9 protein-coding genes and 26 pseudogenes are annotated in these 15,118 nt (G+C 69.4%); 11 read left to right on the top strand and 24 right to left on the bottom strand.

The genetic code is table 11. The features are described 5' to 3' along the window. From UK94_RS42720 to UK94_RS42625, 17 genes and pseudogenes are all read right to left on the bottom strand, one after another. Nucleotides 1–317 (bottom strand): annotated as a pseudogene (locus UK94_RS42720) (ribonuclease III); the annotation flags it as partial. Between the two features lies 1 nt (nucleotide 318). Continuing rightward, nucleotides 319–382: pseudogene (locus tag UK94_RS42715) on the bottom strand (hypothetical protein); the annotation flags it as partial. Nucleotide 383: 1 nt separating this feature from the next. After that, nucleotides 384–515 (bottom strand): annotated as a pseudogene (locus UK94_RS42710) (ribonuclease III); the annotation flags it as partial. A 415-nt stretch (nucleotides 516–930) separates the two neighbouring features. Further along, nucleotides 931–1,608, bottom strand: a pseudogene (locus UK94_RS42700) (phosphate starvation-inducible protein PhoH); the annotation flags it as partial. Nucleotides 1,609–1,622: 14 nt separating this feature from the next. Continuing rightward, nucleotides 1,623–1,793 (bottom strand): 50S ribosomal protein L32, encoded by a 171-nt coding sequence (gene rpmF, locus UK94_RS32250; RefSeq protein ID WP_009742317.1) that lies wholly within the window; start codon nucleotides 1,791–1,793, stop codon nucleotides 1,623–1,625. A 57-nt stretch (nucleotides 1,794–1,850) separates the two neighbouring features. After that, nucleotides 1,851–1,938 (bottom strand): annotated as a pseudogene (locus UK94_RS42695) (DUF177 domain-containing protein); the annotation flags it as partial. Between the two features lies 1 nt (nucleotide 1,939). Further along, on the bottom strand, nucleotides 1,940–2,407 hold a 468-nt coding region (locus tag UK94_RS07100), incomplete at its 3' end, for a YceD family protein (RefSeq protein WP_235486855.1). A gap of 346 nt (nucleotides 2,408–2,753) precedes the next feature. Then, nucleotides 2,754–2,925: pseudogene (locus UK94_RS42690) on the bottom strand (pantetheine-phosphate adenylyltransferase); the annotation flags it as partial. A 1-nt stretch (nucleotide 2,926) separates the two neighbouring features. Next, a pseudogene (locus tag UK94_RS42685) lies at nucleotides 2,927–2,994 on the bottom strand (pantetheine-phosphate adenylyltransferase); the annotation flags it as partial. A 35-nt stretch (nucleotides 2,995–3,029) separates the two neighbouring features. Beyond that, on the bottom strand, nucleotides 3,030–3,242 hold a 213-nt coding region (locus tag UK94_RS42675), incomplete at its 3' end, for an adenylyltransferase/cytidyltransferase family protein (protein WP_235486854.1). Then, a pseudogene (locus UK94_RS42670) lies at nucleotides 3,239–3,379 on the bottom strand (16S rRNA (guanine(966)-N(2))-methyltransferase RsmD); the annotation flags it as partial. The pseudogene UK94_RS42670 and the gene UK94_RS42675, both read right to left, overlap by 4 nt. A gap of 15 nt (nucleotides 3,380–3,394) precedes the next feature. Continuing rightward, nucleotides 3,395–3,796, bottom strand: a 402-nt coding sequence (locus UK94_RS32245; protein WP_235486981.1) for an RsmD family RNA methyltransferase, incomplete at its 3' end; no start/stop codon positions are given. A gap of 11 nt (nucleotides 3,797–3,807) precedes the next feature. Beyond that, a pseudogene (locus UK94_RS42660) lies at nucleotides 3,808–3,928 on the bottom strand (hypothetical protein); the annotation flags it as partial. A gap of 13 nt (nucleotides 3,929–3,941) precedes the next feature. Continuing rightward, a pseudogene (locus tag UK94_RS42650) lies at nucleotides 3,942–5,072 on the bottom strand (helicase-related protein); the annotation flags it as partial. A gap of 41 nt (nucleotides 5,073–5,113) precedes the next feature. Then, a pseudogene (locus tag UK94_RS42640) lies at nucleotides 5,114–5,514 on the bottom strand (ATP-dependent DNA helicase RecG); the annotation flags it as partial. Nucleotide 5,515: 1 nt separating this feature from the next. Beyond that, a pseudogene (locus tag UK94_RS42635) lies at nucleotides 5,516–5,614 on the bottom strand (hypothetical protein); the annotation flags it as partial. Nucleotides 5,615–5,657: 43 nt separating this feature from the next. Then, a pseudogene (locus UK94_RS42625) lies at nucleotides 5,658–5,985 on the bottom strand (ATP-dependent DNA helicase RecG); the annotation flags it as partial. A 217-nt stretch (nucleotides 5,986–6,202) separates the two neighbouring features. Between UK94_RS42625 and rpmB the strand changes: the two are divergent. From rpmB to UK94_RS42610, 4 genes and pseudogenes are all read left to right on the top strand, one after another. Further along, complete coding sequence (gene rpmB, locus UK94_RS07085) at nucleotides 6,203–6,391, top strand: 50S ribosomal protein L28 (RefSeq protein ID WP_055409184.1); 189 nt, start codon at nucleotides 6,203–6,205, stop codon at nucleotides 6,389–6,391. 1,520 nt (nucleotides 6,392–7,911) lie between these two features. Further along, nucleotides 7,912–8,253 (top strand): annotated as a pseudogene (locus tag UK94_RS42620) (D-alanine--D-alanine ligase A); the annotation flags it as partial. A 1-nt stretch (nucleotide 8,254) separates the two neighbouring features. Continuing rightward, nucleotides 8,255–8,494 (top strand): annotated as a pseudogene (locus UK94_RS42615) (D-alanine--D-alanine ligase A); the annotation flags it as partial. Between the two features lies 1 nt (nucleotide 8,495). Further along, a pseudogene (locus tag UK94_RS42610) lies at nucleotides 8,496–9,015 on the top strand (ATP-grasp domain-containing protein); the annotation flags it as partial. Between the two features lie 72 nt (nucleotides 9,016–9,087). Here the strand turns inward: UK94_RS42610 and UK94_RS73020 are convergent. The 4 genes and pseudogenes from UK94_RS73020 to UK94_RS07065 form a co-directional block, all read right to left on the bottom strand. Continuing rightward, nucleotides 9,088–9,180: pseudogene (locus tag UK94_RS73020) on the bottom strand (hypothetical protein); the annotation flags it as partial. A 1-nt stretch (nucleotide 9,181) separates the two neighbouring features. Continuing rightward, nucleotides 9,182–9,484, bottom strand: a pseudogene (locus UK94_RS42605) (DUF3515 family protein); the annotation flags it as partial. A gap of 1 nt (nucleotide 9,485) precedes the next feature. Further along, nucleotides 9,486–9,680 (bottom strand): hypothetical protein (locus tag UK94_RS42600; protein WP_235486850.1); only part of this gene is annotated, 195 nt, incomplete at its 3' end. Nucleotides 9,681–9,905: 225 nt separating this feature from the next. Then, nucleotides 9,906–10,139: an Lrp/AsnC ligand binding domain-containing protein gene (locus UK94_RS07065; RefSeq protein ID WP_009742309.1), complete on the bottom strand. Its 234-nt coding sequence runs from the start codon at nucleotides 10,137–10,139 to the stop codon at nucleotides 9,906–9,908. 271 nt (nucleotides 10,140–10,410) lie between these two features. On the opposite strand from UK94_RS07065, the pseudogene UK94_RS42595 reads away from it, so the two are divergent. From UK94_RS42595 to UK94_RS75835, 6 genes and pseudogenes are all read left to right on the top strand, one after another. Continuing rightward, a pseudogene (locus UK94_RS42595) lies at nucleotides 10,411–10,559 on the top strand (bifunctional hydroxymethylpyrimidine kinase/phosphomethylpyrimidine kinase); the annotation flags it as partial. Between the two features lies 1 nt (nucleotide 10,560). Further along, nucleotides 10,561–11,244: bifunctional hydroxymethylpyrimidine kinase/phosphomethylpyrimidine kinase (gene thiD / locus UK94_RS07060; protein WP_235486848.1), on the top strand; the 684-nt coding region annotated here is incomplete at its 5' end. A gap of 185 nt (nucleotides 11,245–11,429) precedes the next feature. Then, a pseudogene (locus UK94_RS42590) lies at nucleotides 11,430–11,668 on the top strand (UDP-N-acetylglucosamine 1-carboxyvinyltransferase); the annotation flags it as partial. A 1-nt stretch (nucleotide 11,669) separates the two neighbouring features. Further along, a pseudogene (locus tag UK94_RS42585) lies at nucleotides 11,670–12,355 on the top strand (UDP-N-acetylglucosamine 1-carboxyvinyltransferase); the annotation flags it as partial. 1 nt (nucleotide 12,356) lies between these two features. Further along, nucleotides 12,357–12,530, top strand: a pseudogene (locus tag UK94_RS42580) (UDP-N-acetylglucosamine 1-carboxyvinyltransferase); the annotation flags it as partial. Between the two features lie 33 nt (nucleotides 12,531–12,563). Beyond that, nucleotides 12,564–12,740, top strand: a pseudogene (locus UK94_RS75835) (UDP-N-acetylglucosamine 1-carboxyvinyltransferase); the annotation flags it as partial. A 111-nt stretch (nucleotides 12,741–12,851) separates the two neighbouring features. On the opposite strand, the pseudogene UK94_RS42565 reads toward UK94_RS75835, so the two are convergent. The 3 pseudogenes from UK94_RS42565 to UK94_RS42550 form a co-directional block, all read right to left on the bottom strand. Continuing rightward, a pseudogene (locus tag UK94_RS42565) lies at nucleotides 12,852–13,185 on the bottom strand (NAD(P)H-dependent glycerol-3-phosphate dehydrogenase); the annotation flags it as partial. 29 nt (nucleotides 13,186–13,214) lie between these two features. Further along, nucleotides 13,215–13,573: pseudogene (locus UK94_RS42555) on the bottom strand (glycerol-3-phosphate dehydrogenase); the annotation flags it as partial. 1 nt (nucleotide 13,574) lies between these two features. Continuing rightward, nucleotides 13,575–13,806 (bottom strand): annotated as a pseudogene (locus tag UK94_RS42550) (glycerol-3-phosphate dehydrogenase); the annotation flags it as partial. 550 nt (nucleotides 13,807–14,356) lie between these two features. Between UK94_RS42550 and cofC the strand changes: the two are divergent. Further along, nucleotides 14,357–15,097, top strand: coding sequence for a 2-phospho-L-lactate guanylyltransferase (gene cofC, locus UK94_RS07045; protein ID WP_011606892.1), 741 nt, complete (start codon nucleotides 14,357–14,359; stop codon nucleotides 15,095–15,097). The last annotated feature ends 21 nt before the right edge of the window (nucleotides 15,098–15,118 follow it).

Raw genomic sequence — 15,118 nt, 5'->3', positions numbered from 1 at the left:
CCCGAGGGCGAGCAGGGCCGTCTGCTCCTGCAACGAGGTCTTCCAGTCCAGGCCGGCGCCACGACCCGCAGCCTCGTCCAACAACGGATCGAACAGGCGATGCACGAAAATGGAAGCCGCGTCGAGGCCGGCCGAGAGATAGACCGCCCCGATGATGGCCTCAAGGGTGTCGGCCAGGATGCTCGCCTTGTCGCGGCCTCCGGTCGTCTCCTCCCCCCGGCCGAGCAGCAGGTAGGGCCCGAGACCGTCTGGACCGATGCCACGGGCCACGTCAGCGAGTGCCCGCATGTTCACCACCGAGGCTCGTTGCTTGGCCANCTGCCCCTCGGGAAGATCAGGATGACGGAGGAAAAGCGCGGCGGTCACGACGAGACCGAGCACCNCATCACCCAGGAACTCCAACCGCTCGTTGGTTGGAAGACCGCCCTTTTCGTAGGCGTAGGAACGGTGCGTGAGCGCCCGGTCCAGCAGCTCCGGATCGACGGCAGCCTCGAGGACCTCGATCAGGCCATCCCNGGGCGGAGGAGGCGGAAGATGGNGCGTCATCCGGCCAACCCAGCCAGCGCCCGCCGCCGCGCAACCAGAGTCGCCATCGCAGCCCGGGTTCGAGGGACGAGATCCCCGCGTACAGCCAAGGACGCCACCCTCAGCGCCGCGAGCAGCCCGCCGGCCCCGGCGTCCACGGATCCTCCTCGGGTGTGCTCCGCATGGACCGCGATACCGTCGACCCCTAGCACGATCGTTCCCCCTCGCACATCAGGATCTTCCAATGTTCCCCATGCCGGATCCAGGCCGGCATCGGTGCCGCCGGCAGAACCTCGACGTTCCCAGCTCGATACACCTCGAATGGTCGACAGCACGACATCTCCGGTGTAGCCGTCAGTCACCGCGACCTCCAGCCGCCGGTCTGAGCCTGCTACGGGAGACCANCCAGCCGCCGCCCGATCCTGACCGGCCGACTCAGGTCGGGCCAGGACACTCTCCACCGTGCACGGACCGGCATAATTCAGATCGAGCGACCGAAGCAGCTCGTCGGCGAGGCGCCGTGCCGGATCCAACAGCGCTTCTCGTGGTGCCACCAGCCCGACCCGGGGTGCCTCCACCGCGAATCGCAGGGCCGCATATGCGCTGCCCAGCAGCGCGGACTGGGCAAGCTCATCGGCCGTCACCCCTGTGGCCGATCCTGCGTCGCACAACACGACGCCCGCATCCTGCCGCCCGATGATCGCAGCCAGTACCGCTCGTGTCGCGCCCGGAAGCAGTCCGTGGGTGAACTGGGCGGCGGCGACAACCGACTCGACGGGTGCCACCGACACCATCGCATCGGCGTCACCCTCACGTGCCAGCCGGGCTGCCACCCGGACGCCGGCGTCCCTGCGCGAGCGGACCTGACGAAGGGCAGCGGGCCCGCCGGCCACCGTGTGGGTGGCGGATCTCAGCAGCACCCTTTCGCCAGCCGAGATTCCAAGCCGTGCCAGCTCCTCACGGACACCTTCGGCAGGCGAAACCAGGATCAGCACCAGGCGCGGGTCCGCGTCCAACGCGGTGGGCAACGCCTCAAGGAGGGGCCCGAAAGGGAGCCCCTCCCCAAGCAGATCAACGGCGATGNGGGTCACATCGGCTCAGACGTCTAGCACCTGACGGTCGTTGTACCGGCCGCACGTCGTGCACACAGTGTGCGGCCGGATCACATGCCCCCGGGAGCACTTCGCGAGGGTCGGCACCTTGGCCTTCCACTGCGAACGGCGAGACCGGGTGTTGCTGCGCGAGGTGCGTCGCTTCGGGACGGCCACTATTTCTTCTCCTTGCTCTCGTCAGGGTCGGACCGACCCTGATCAGTTCCCGTCGGNGCGCCGTCTTCCGCAAGAGCGGACAACGCAGCCCACCGCGCGTCGAGGCGGTCGTGGGAGTGATGTGGCCCGACCTCGTCGAGCCGTGNCCCGCAGTCCGCGCACAGTCCCGCGCAGTCCGGCCGGCAGGTGGGGGACAGCGGCAGGTCCAGCACAAGCGCGTCCCGGACCACGGGCTCAAGGTCGGCGTGGTCGTCGACCAGGACCCGCGCGTCGTCGTCATCCGCCACGTCCACGGCCCGGTCAGCGTAGTAGAAAAGCTCCCGGACCTCGACAGTGCCGACGTCGGACACCTCGTCGAGACAACGACCGCACTCGCCTCGCAGCGGGGCCACGATCGTGCCGCTGACCAACACCCCCTCGATCACCGACTCCAGTCGGAGATCCAGCGCGGCAGTGGCTCCCGCGGGCACCCACATCATCTCGGTCCCGAGATCGGCAGGTAGCGCCGCCTGTGTCCGGACACGGCGCATCGACCCCGGCCGTCGGCCGAGCTCACGGGTGTCGAGCACCAAGGGGCCCTTGGGCGCCCTACGGCGGGGGTGGGATCCAGTCATGGCGGCAGTCGAATTCACGTCTAGGTTCGGCTCGGGAAAGCCCGCAGTGGCGGGCCCTACGTGGAGGGTGGGACTGTTGCAGCGCCGGCTGACGACCGAGAAGCCAGCCCCCCGGCCGCCCTTCAAGGCACCCCGGAGGACCGCCGGACGCACCCCAGCAGTCGCCGACTACGCGTCCAGCGTATCCGATCGCGTCGCGACCCGACCGGCCCGCTGCCGGCGCCTGCCAGTCGGCACCTGCCAGGAGACAGGCCTCATGGCCACCCATCCAGCCCATTCCAGCCCCCCTGCAAAGTGGACTGGCGGGCGAGCGGCATCGGACGCACCCCGGCGGCTGCAGAAGCGGCTACTCGACCGCGCGCTCGCGGAGCTGCTTGAGCACCACGTCGGGCACGAGGTGCGAGACGTCCCCGCCGTAGCGAGCGACCTCCTTCACCAGGCTCGAGGACAGAAAAGCATACTGCGGGTTCGTGCTCATGAAGAGCGTCTCCACACCTGCGAGCGAATTGTTCATCTGGNCCATCTGCAGTTCGTAGTCGAAATCGCTGACCGCGCGCAGACCTTTGACGATCGACTGGATACCACGGNCACGACAGAAGTCGACCACCAGGNCGTGTGATGNGTCCACCACGACGTTGGACGGCGCCATCGGATGATTGCGCACCGCCTCACGAATGAGCTCCATGCGCTCGTCGATGGTGAACAGGGTGGCCTTGTTCTTGTTGATCGAAACGGCGACCACCACCTCGTCGAAGAGCTTGCTCGCCCTGATGACGATGTCGAGATGGCCATTGGTGATCGGATCAAATGAACCGGGACAGACTGCCCTCCTCATGATCGAATACCGTACCAGAGAACACCCTCCCCGTACCTCCGGTCACGTAGTGCACACAGGCCGTCCGGCCATGCAACCGGACCCGACCGGTGGGACCTTTCGACCACGCAGACACCGTCCGCAGCCAGCCATGCGCTNCCGCGGAGCTTTGNGAGTACTTCGCCGAGCTCGACGTCGCTCATCGCATAGGGCGGATCGAGAAACATCACATCGTAGGGATCCCCGGAAGTGTTCTGCACCACACGCGCTACCGAGGCCTGGATGATCTCTGCGCCCGAAAGACCCAGGGCAGTCACGTTTCGCCGCAGGGCTCGGACCGCTGCCGGGTCATGGTCGACAAGAAGCGCGTGCGCCGCGCCACGGGACAACGCCTCCAGGCCCACCGCACCCGAGCCCGCGTAGAGATCCGCGACCCGGGCACCCGGCAGGTCGACACACGTCGACAGCGTGTTGAACAGACCCTCGCGGGCGCGATCGGATGTCGGCCGGGTGGCTCGACCTGCGGGAACGAGGAGTTGGCGTCCACCTGCGGTTCCACCGATAATTCGCGTCATCGAGGCGCCGGTCATCCCTTCTCGAGAAACGCGGCACTGGCGTCATCAAGCGCGGCGTCAAGCAGCCGCCGCAGAGCAGGATGCCGATCCAGTTCGGGATCGGCATCAACCAGCCGGGTTGCCTCGGTGCGCNCCTCTCGGATCNGGTCCTCGTCTCTCAGCAGCGCCAGCAACTTCAGGGATCGGCGTCCCCCGGACTGAGCCGCGCCGAGTACGTCCCCCTCCCGGCGCTGAGCCAGATCGAGTCGAGCGAGTTCGGCGCCGTCGTTGGTCGCGGCGACCGCTCCCAGCCTGTGCCAGGCTGGCGTTCCCTGGTCCGTCGCTGTATGCAACAGACACCACCCGGGTGCGGTGCCGCGCCCCACCCGTCCCCGCAGCTGGTGCAGCTGCGACACCCCGAACCGATCCGCGTCGAGAACCACCATCACCGTTGCGTTGGGCACGTTCACCCCGACTTCGATGACTGTGGTCGCCACCAGCACATCGATCTCTCCCTGGGCGAAGCGGGTCATCGTGGCCTCCCGCTGCGCCGCCGGGAGACGGCCGTGAAGTGGTTCCACCCGCAGGCCCGCGAGTTCACCGTCCATCAACTGTGGCAGCACGTCCGTCACCGTCGCCGCCGGACGTCCCGTTTGCCCCGCCGGCTCGTCCGAGAGCGCGCCGGGGTCGTCGTCCAAGCTGTCCCCGCCGATTCGGGGGCAGACAACATAGGCCTGGCGACCGGCCGCGACCTCGTCACGGATCCGGCCCCACATCCGATCGGCCCACGAGCGGATGGCCGCGGGAACGACGAACGTGGCGATCGGAGAACGGCCGCTCGGCAACTCGGTGAGCTCGGATACCTCGAGATCACCGAAGACCGTCATGGCCACGGTCCGTGGGATCGGGGTCGCCGTCATGACCAGCAGATGCGGGGGTCGCCGGCCCCGCGCCCGCAGTGCGTCTCGCTGCTCGACCCCGAATCGGTGCTGCTCGTCGACGATGATCAGCCCGAGATCCGCGAAGACGACCTCCTCGTGTAGCAGAGCATGCGTCCCCACGACGAGACCGGCTGAACCCTCTGATATGTCCGCCAACGCTTCCCGCCGAGCGCGGGCGCCCATCGAACCAGTGACCAGTATCACACGAGTCGCTTGTTCATCGGCGCCGAGCTCACCGGATCGCGCGAGATCACCAAGCATCTCCCGCAGGCTCCGGTAGTGCTGGGCAGCGAGCGTCTCGGTCGGAGCGAGGAGAACAGCCTGGCCGCCCGCGTCAACCACGATGAGCATCGACCNCAGCGCCACGACCGTCTTGCCCGACCCGACCTCGCCCTGNAGGAGGCGGTGCATCGGCACCGGGCGCCCGATGTCCGCCGCGATGGTGGCACCCACCTCACGCTGGCCCGCTGTGAGAGGGAAGGGCAGTGCGGCGTCGAATGCGGCCAACAGGCCGTCCGGCCTGGCGCTGCGGGCGGTCGTCGCCAACGCTTGCACGTCGCGGCGGCGGCGCGCCAGCGCGACCTGCAGAACCAGAGCCTCGTCCCAGGTCAGACGCTTGCGCCCCGTAGCGACCTCGACGCGGCTGGAAGGCTGATGCACCAGCCGGTACGCCTCGGCGAGCGTGCACAGTCGATGCCGCCGACGCAGGTCCTCCGGCAGCGGGTCCTCAAGAGGGCCGAGGGAGTCCAAGGCCAGGCGGACGCATCTGGCCAAGGTCCAGCTCGGTACTTTGGCGGCNGCGGGGTAGATCGGCACCAGCGCGTTTGCGAACTGCGCGCCGGTGACGTCGCCCTCGACCTCCGACTCCAGCAGCTGGACCTCGGGGTTGGTCAGCTGGNGGTGGCCGCGGTACTCGTCGACCTTTCCGGCGAACAGCGCCNTTGTCCCAGCACGAAGGTCGCGTTCCCGCCAGCTCTGGTTGAAGAAGGTCAGAGCGAGTGGATGGGTGCCGTCCGTCACTGTGACCCGCAACATGGACCGGCGGCTGCCCCGCATCGGTCGGCGCTCGATCTTCTCCACCCGCGCCTGGACCGTGACTGTGTCACCGACGACCAGGTCGGCAAGATCCGTCAGTTCGCCCCGCTCGTGATACCGGCGGGGCAGATGCGCCAGGAGGTCACCGACCACATGCAGCTCGAGGCCCTCCGCCAACAGGGTGGCGGCCCGCGGACCGAGGAGTGACTTCAGGGGCGTGTCGAGGTCGACCACACCCAGATATTGCCCGAACCGCCGACGGCGCCAAGCTCGGTCGCCCCGTGCCCCACGACCGAGACCACATCGCCTGGGGTAACCTCAACCTGGTCTCTGCTGCGCGAGTTCTCCCGACCAGGCCATCAGGCTCACGGGATGAGTATGATCGCGGTCCTGACCGCCCGACGTCCCGGGNATACNCCGGGATCATTACTACTTCGACGGAGTGTTTCTCGTGTCTTCGGTGTGCGACGTCTGCGGCAAGGGGCCGGGCTTCGGTATGTCGGTCTCCCACTCCCACCGACGCACTCGCCGTCGCTGGAACCCGAACATTCAGACCGTCCGGGCCGTCGTGGGTGGAACCCGTCGGCGGCTGAACGTCTGCACCTCCTGCATCAAGGCGGGCAAGGTCGCGCGCGCCTGACGCGCTCTACGCCACTTCGTCGAGGTAGGGCTCGGGTTCGCTGACGAACTGATGCCCGGTCTGGCTCGTCCAGACATGGTGGCCTGGCACGGGTTGGCTCAGGGTCCAGATCCCGGCATGCTTCAACCGGTGGTGGTGACGGCACAGTGGATCCGTGTTGTCGACCCGGGTTCTCCCACCGTCCGCACGCGACGTCGTGTGATCAAGGTCGCAGTCTCGGGCTGGCTTGGAGNATCCTGGAAAGACGCAGGTCCTGTCCCGCGCGCGGATGAACCGGGCCATCGCCGGCGAAGGGTGGCGTCTGTCTCCCACCTCGAGTACCGATCCGTCGATGGGGTCGGTGACGATGCGCCGCCAGCTCGAACGTGAGCCGTGAGCGAGTTCGCGGGCAAGCTCCGCCGGGATCGGNCCATACCCCTCGAGCTCGCCGGGTGCGCTCGATAGCCCCATCAACGCTGCCAGGGACACCACGACCGAAACCTCGGTGGCGACCGGNCCGTGCCGCTCGCCCAGCACCAGATCAACCAGAACGTCGGCCCGTCGCTCACCGATACTGCGCTCGTCGTCCGGTCCTCCGGCGTCCCGGGCCAGCGCATCGATGTGTCGATAGGCGGCGACCATGCGATCCGCGGGCAGCAACGCCAACAGCTCCCCCATGCCGTCCTCCCTGGGGCGGGTTCGGACGTGGCGATCACGTTCGCGCCGGCGCCGACGCTGGTCCGCTCCGGCCGGGTCGACGGCGAGAACCGACCTGGTCACCGCCGATCGGAAGCTGGGGCAGCTCGCCCGCGCTCCGCGTGCCAGCACCCTGTTCTCGACCGTCCGAGCCTGGCTGGCGTCGAGGCTCTTCGTGACGTCGGCCATCGCCCTCACTCGGTCAGGATCGATCTCGCCGGACTCCAACGCCGCAAGTGTCTCGGGTAGCCGACTGACCACGGCCACTGCCAGCTCAAGCTGGCGCCCGGCGGCGGCAGGCGCGCAACGTGCGACGGCGGCGAGCTCGTCCCCGGCGAACTCGCTGAATCCCCGCTCCACGCCCTCCCGGTCGCCCGCGAGCGGCGGACGCAGCTGAGCGAATCTGGCCCGCACGCGCAGGCGCCACGCCTCGAGCCTCGCCAGTTCCCGGGCGATCCGGCCGTCGAGCTGGAGNCACTCTGCATCGCTCAGATCATCCACGGACCGCCCGAACACGGTGGCCGATCCGGGTGGCGGACTCGCCCGGTCCGCGTCCACTGATGCGGACCGGCCTGCGCGCTCACCCTCGGTGGACAGGGCNTCGCCATCTTGAGGAGTCTTGTCGACCCCTGACATCGAATCGAACATGTATTCGATTATGCACCACCGCTGCGGCAGCGTGGCTGCGACTCCCGCATCGACGTGGCCGGCGCAGGTCGGACGCAGGTCGACGCCGGCCATCGGGCCGTCCGTCGCCAGCCGGTCAGACCCGAACGGTGANGGCGCCGGACGCCGTCACCGGGTGCGGCCCCGGACCTCGGCCGCCGATCCGTTAGTGTCCCGGCATGGCAGGCACCAGGCGTCGGATTCGACTCGCCCTCCTGTTCGGCGGCCGTAGCACGGAGCACGCGATCTCCTGCGTGTCTGCCGGCGGCGTGCTGCGCGCGCTCGACCCCGACGTCTACGACGTCGCCCTGGTCGGCATCGACCCGTCGGGGCGGTGGGTCTTCATGCCCGACGCGAAGGCCCTCACGCCGGCAGACGGGGCGCTTCCGCAGGTCACGGCGTCTCGAGGGACGAGTGTCGTGCTTGCTCCGGACCCGACCGCGGCACGTTGGTACCCGCGCGATGGCGGGGAGTCCATCCAAGGCCCACTCGGGGACGTCGACGTGGTCTTCCCGCTTCTGNACGGCCCCTTCGGCGAGGACGGGACCATCCAGGGTCTCCTCGAGATGGCCGGGGTACCTTACGTCGGCTCAGGTGTCTTCGCGAGCGCGGCTGCCATGGACAAGCAGCACATGAAGTCCATGCTTCAGGCCGCGGGCCTGCCCGTCGGCCCGTACGCCGTGGTGCGGGCCGGCCAGACCCTGTCCGAGGCCGACCAGGACCGCCTGGGCCTGCCGGTCTTCGTCAAGCCGGCCCGCGGTGNCTCCAGCATCGGCATCAGCCGCGTGGATGCCTGGGCCGATCTGGACACGGCGGTCAAGACGGCCCGGGCGAACGACCCCAAGGTCCTCGTCGAGGCGGCGATCACGGGACGTGAGATCGAATGCGGGGTGCTCGGCCGGCTGGACGGGCCCGGTGCGCAGGCCAGCGTCCCGGCCGAGATCACAGTCACCTCGGCTACGGGCTTCTACGACTTCGAGGCGAAGTACGTCTCCGACCAGACCCGCTTCGACATCCCCGCGCGACTGTCTCCGTCGGCGCTGGCCCGAGTGCGGCAGGTGGCGGTGGCGGCGTTCGAGGCACTCGACTGCGCGGGACTCGCGCGGGTCGACGTGTTCGTCACCCCGGACGATCACGTGGTCGTCAACGAGGTCAACACGATGCCTGGCTTCACCCCGACGTCGATGTTCCCCAGGATGTGGGCGGCGAGCGGGATCACCTATCCGGATCTGGTCGACCGGCTCGTGCGGCTTGCACTACGTGACGGCGCCGGACTGCGATGACCGTCCGGCCGCCGGTCCCAGGGACGGCGTCGAGCGGCCGCCGGGGGTCACGGCGTCGTCGAGGCGCTGTGNGCGCGCACGGCCGGGCCGACGGAGACCAGGATGTCGAAGGGTTGCACCTCGCTCGACGCGGAGCCCGGCAGGGTGAGGACGACGTGGGGCGATNGGGTCGGAGTCGAGTACCGCACGGTCTCACCGAGCTTGTCCGCGAACCAACCGACACCATCGACCTCCGACAGCATCGAATCCGGTCGGTAACTCGCCGGCACCCCCGAGATTCCGCAGGTCAGGACGATCGGTCCGCCACCGTAGGCCGCCGCGGTGTCCTGTGGCGGATCAAGGTGACGCCGCTCGAGGCCGTGACCGAGCGAGGACGGCAACACCCGGATGAGGGCCGCGCAGGACGCCCGGTCGGCCGGCGCCGGCACCGGGACATTGGTCAGCCGGACCGGTCCCGGCCCACCGCAACNGGCCATCAACAGGCATGCCACGGCGCCGCAGGCGGTGAGTCCGACGGCCACCCGGCGCGGCGCCAGAACCAGGGGCCGGGTCCACGGCCGCCAGCCGGCGCTGCTCGAGGTGACCCGCCAGGCCGCCGCCGACCGGCACGCCCGTCGAGCGGCGAGCAGACGTCGACGGTGGTTGTCACGACCCACTTCTGTCACGACCGCTGCTGTCACGACCCACTGCTGTCATGTCCTGATTGTGGCCGTCGCAGAGGCCGCCCGCCGAGTGGTCAGCGACCCCACCGACAGCAGCCATCGCCGGCTAGTGGTCGGAGTCTGCCCATGATCCTCCCGGATCCCCGGGCGCATGACTGGCACGCGAACGATCGGCGGGCGGAGCGCCAGCACGGCCGCCGCCCCTGCCAAGGCGCGGGCCGATGGCCGTCAGAAGTGGACGACCGGACAGGTCAGCGTGCGGGTGATGCCGTCGACCGACTGCACCCTCGACATGACCATCTTGCCCAGATCGTCCACCGTGGGCGCTTCGGCGCGCACGATGACGTCGTAGGGACCAGTCACGTCCTCGGCCTGGGTGACCCCAGGGATCTGCTCGATCTCCTTGGCAACCGACGCGGACTTGCCGACCTCGGTCTGGATAAGGATGTACGCGTGGACCACAGACGCTCCCTCGTCGGACGTCAACAGCCCGTCGAGCAGAACTACGGGCCGACAGAAGGTAACAGGCAAACGGGCCGGATGAGAGCCTCTGAGGCCGAGGAATTTCTTCGACTCGACCGACGGGCGCNGGTCGACGCCCCCCCACACGCTCATCCGGCCCCAATCCTGGGGTCCGACGGCCCGACCTCGTACCCGATTGTGATGGCAACCACGATTCTCGCTACTGATAGTGAAGCCCGAGGAGACACATGAGGGTTCGGAGCGTCCCGTGATCGAATCCGCTCCCGTCGCCGCATCCCCGGTCGCCCCCCCGGCCGCGGCGCCGCCACGGGTACTGACCATCGCGGGTTCCGACTCGGGCGGCGGGGCGGGGATTCAGGCTGATCTCAAGACGATGCTTGCGTTCGGTGTCCATGGGATNAGTGCCGTCGTCGCCGTGACGGCACAGAACTCGCTTGGCGTCCATGGCGTCTGGGATCTTCCGGCCGAGGCGGTCCGCGCCCAGATCAGGGCGGTGGTGGACGACATCGGGGTCGACGCGGTCAAGACCGGCATGCTGTCCTCGGCGGCCCTGGTCGCCTTGGTCGCCACGGAGCTGGAGCGCGTGGGGGCGCCGATCGTGGTCGATCCGGTGGGCGTGTCGAAGCACGGCGATCCGCTGCTCGCACCGGACGCGGTCGACGTCGTCCGTCGGGAGCTCATGCCGCTGGCGACGATCGCGACTCCGAACCTGGACGAGGTCCGCCTGTTGACCGGTGTGGCTGTGCGAGACGAGACCGACCTGCCCCGAGCCGCTGCGGCGATGCTCGCGCTGGGGCCGCGCTGGGTACTGATCAAGGGTGGTCATCTCCCTGGTGATGCAGTCGATCTGCTGACCGACGGCTCAACGGAGATCCTCTTGCGTAGCCGTCGGATGGACCGGCGACACACCCACGGCACTGGTTGCACACTGGCCTCGGCGATCGCCTCGAGGATGGCGCGAGGAGATTCACCCACGCAGGCAGTTCGGGCCGCGAAGGAGTACGTCAGTGGCGCGCTCGCGGCCGGTTTCCCCCTCGGGGCTGGGATCGGCCCAGTAGATCACGGTTATCGTCACCGCAGGTAGCGGGCGGCAATCCGGGCCGAGCCGGCCCGTGTGATGTCTGGTTCAATCGCCCCGCCGCATGTGACCGAACGCATCCNCATCATCGCCGTGGGAGGTAGCCCGTGAGGGCGAACAGTGCTGCAGTGGCCACGCAGGGAGGGGCTACCCCGGGAGACACCACCCAGGCAGGCACCACCCAGGCAGGCATCACCCAGGCAGGCACCGACCATCGGTGGTACCGGATCAGCGGCGGCGTTCCGCTGCGGGGCTCGGTCGAGGCGTCCGGTGCCAAGAACTCGGTCACCAAGCTGCTCGTGGCCACCCTGCTCACCGCACAGCCGTGCACGTTGACCCGGGTGCCGCGGATCGCGGAGGTCGACGTCGTCCTGGGCATGCTCACGGAGCTCGGAACCCAGGTGGAATGGCTCGACGAGCACACGGTGCGNCTCACCACCGAACAGATCGTCGACGCCTCGCTGTCGGAGGCCTACTCCGGGGTGAACCGCATCCCGATCCTCATGATGGGTCCGCTGCTGCACCGCGTCGGCGAGGCCGTGATCCCGCTCCCCGGCGGGTGCCGCATCGGGAAACGACCCGTCGACTTCCATCTCGCCGGGCTGCGGGCGATGGGTGCGGAGATCGTCGAACAGGTGCGTTCCGTGCAGGTCAAGACCCTCGGCCTGCGCGGCACCCACGTCGCCCTGCCGTTCCCGAGCGTCGGCGCGACCGAGAACCTGCTGCTCGCGGCGGTGCGCGCGCAGGGCACCACGGTGATCTCCAACGCCGCGGTGGAACCGGAGGTCGTCGACCTCATCCTGTTCCTGCAGCAGATGGGCGCCCTGGTCGACGTGGAGGCCGATCGGACGATCGTCGTCCAGGGCGTCGCAACGCTGCGCGGCGCCACGCACGCGCCCATCCACGACCGGATCGAGGTGGCCTCGTTCGCCGCCGCCGCGGTCGCCACCGGGGGCCGGGTGGAGGTGATCGGCGCCCGGCAGGAACACCTGATGACGTTCCTGAACCACCTGCGCCGGCTCGGCGGCGAGTTCGAGGTGACCCCGCGTGGCCTGACGTTCTTCCGAGCCCGGCCGCTCAACGCCGCCCATGTGCAGACCGACGTGCACCCCGGCTTNATGACCGACTGGCAGCAGCCGCTGGTGGTGCTGTTGACACAGGCCCGGGGAGTCTCGGTGATCCATGAGACGATCTACGAGGACCGGTTCGGTTACACCCGCCAACTCGCGGAGATGGGGGCCGACATCGCGCTGTCGACGCTCTGCCTCGGCGGAAAGTCGTGCCGGTTCGCCNCACGCGACTTCGAGCACTCGGCGGTCGTGAGNGGCCCGACGCCCCTCACCGGCGGTGATCTTACGATTCCCGACCTGCGGGCGGGCTTCGCCTATGTGCTCGCCGCGCTGGTAGCGGACGGAACGAGCGTCATCCGCGGGACCAGGTTCCTCGAACGCGGATACGAGGACCCGATCGGCAAACTCCGCTCGATCGGAGCCCGCGTCGACGCCGATCCGGTACCCGCCCCCCACGCAGCCGGGCCCTTCGATCTGGCACCGATCATCACCGATGTGGTCGGTACTCCGGTCCCGGCTCCCGGCTCATCAGGTCCTTGACCNCCTCCAACGGCGGCAGCCCCTCGTAGAGCACCCGCTCGACCTGTTGCGTGATGGGCATCGAGACGCCGAACTGATCGGCCATGGCGAGCAACGGTCGACAGGACCGCACCCCCTCCGCGACCTGCCGCTGCTCCGCCTCCACCTGCTCCAGGCTGAGTCCGCGCCCCAGCTTCTCGCCGAAGGTCCGGTTGCGCGACAGCGGTGAGCCACAGGTCGCCACGAGGTCGCCGAGCCCCGCCAGGCCGGCGAAGGTCATCGGTTCGGCGCCCAGCGCGATGCCGAGCCGTGCCGTCTCGGCCAGGCCCCGGGTGATCAGGGAGGCGAGGCTGTTGGTNCCGAAACCCATCCCCTCGAGCATGCCCNCAGCAAGAGCGATGACGTTCTTCACCGCGCCGCCGAGCTCGCAACCCGTCACATCATGGTTGGTGTAGGGCCGGAAGTACGGGGTCCAGCAGGCGGCCTGGACGACTTCCGCCGTCCGGGCCGAGGTGCTGGCCACCACGGTCGCCGCCGGATGCTCCGCGGCGATCTCATGGGCCAGGTTCGGGCCGCTGACGACCGCGATCCGGTCCGGCGTCACTCCGGCGACCTCGGCGATGACCTGGCTCATGCGCAGCCGGCTACCCGCCTCGACTCCCTTCATCAGACTGACGTAGATCGCGTCGGGAGCGATCCGCGGTACCCAGCGACTGAGCACCGAACGCAGCGCCTGGGAGGGAACGNCCAGCACCACGAGCTCAGCGCCCGCCAACGCGCCGCCCGGATCGGACCTCGCCCGGATCCGGTCGGGGAGCTGGACGGAGGGCAGGTAGCGCGGGTTGACGTGCCGGTTGTTGATTGAGCGGACGACCTCCGGGTCCCGCGCGACCAGGTCGACCCGGGCGCCCGCATCCGCAAGGACCTTCGCGAAGACGGTCCCCCACGACCCGGCGGTCAGCACCGCCGCCCGCCTCACCTCGTCCTCCGGGGAGCGGCGCGACGACCGCCCTCGGTCGCGACGACGCGGGCTCCGCCCGGCCGGGCCGAGGCCGGGGGCGGGGCCGCGACACCGCTCGCGGCATCCTCGGATCGGTTGTTGGGATCGGCGGTAATGGTTCCCTCCGGATGGGTCACGGGACCGGCGTCGGCGTCCGGTGCGGCGAGCACCCCGACGCTGCGATGGCGTGCCCACCGCGTCCTCACACTCGACCGTAGACGCCGCTCTGGCGGGCATCGCGCAAGATGCGGCGCTCACCAGCGACGTTGCCACCCACCAGGGAGATTCCCACAGCTCCATCGCCAAGAGGCCACGCTCAGCGAAGGGCCGCGTCCGCCGCCCACACGATCAACGCGGGCAGCGATCGGAGGCGGACACTGGGGATACGCGTGCGGACGACGCTCACCCCACGACCAAGGCGAGGCGTCGGCCGATTCTTGCGATATCCCCTCGTCCTTCGCTGGCCATCGACCGGACCGGGGCGTGCGGCTCGCGACGCCACGCGGCGTCATGGCCTATGGTCACCTTCGTGTGGCTCCCACGAGGCGGGGCGTCCTGGACGGTCCTTCTGCCCCTGAAGAACCTGGCACGGGCGAAGAGCCGGCTGGACCGGCCGGACCGAAGCCTGCTGGCGCTCGCGATGGCCCTCGACACCGTGACGGCCGTGCTCGCCTCGGCAACCGATCTCGTCGGCGCCGTCGTGATCGTGACCAATGACCAGACGGTCCGCCGGGCGCTGTCGCGGTTGCGGGACCAGGGTGACGTCAGCGCCGGACACGAAGCGGGCCGGACGCCGGCCCGCGCGCTGTCGACGCAGGAGCGGGCCCGCCTCGTCATCGTTCCGGACACCCCCGATCAGGGGCTGAATCCGGCCCTGGCGCACGGCGCAGAGCTCGCGGCGGACCGCTGGCCAGGGCGTTCGCTGGCGGCCCTCTCCGGGGATCTGCCGGCGCTGCGGACCGCGGAGCTGCACCAGGCCCTGGCCGCCGCCGGCAGTCACCGCCGCGCGGTCCTCGCCGACGCCGCGGGCACGGGCACCGTGTTGCTCACCGCCACGACCGGGTCGCCGCTGGGCCCGTCGTTCGGACCGCTCAGCCACGATGCGCACCGTCGCTCAGGCGCCGTCGACCTGACCGACGCCCTCGGATCCTCGGTTCCCGGGCTGCGACGCGACGTTGACACTGTCGATGATCTCGCGCAGGCACGTCACCTCGGGGTGGGCGGTGCAACAGCGGCAGCGCTCCTGGTCGGCCAGGCGCCGGTGCCCTGACCAGGCTCGGCTGCCTGCCCG

The sequence above is a fragment of the Frankia sp. AvcI1 genome (assembly GCF_001420875.1).
Taxonomy (GTDB): Bacteria; Actinomycetota; Actinomycetes; order Frankiales; family Frankiaceae; genus Frankia; species Frankia alni.
Note: the sequence above shows the minus strand (reverse complement) of the source record. Positions and strands in the feature narration are given on the sequence as shown.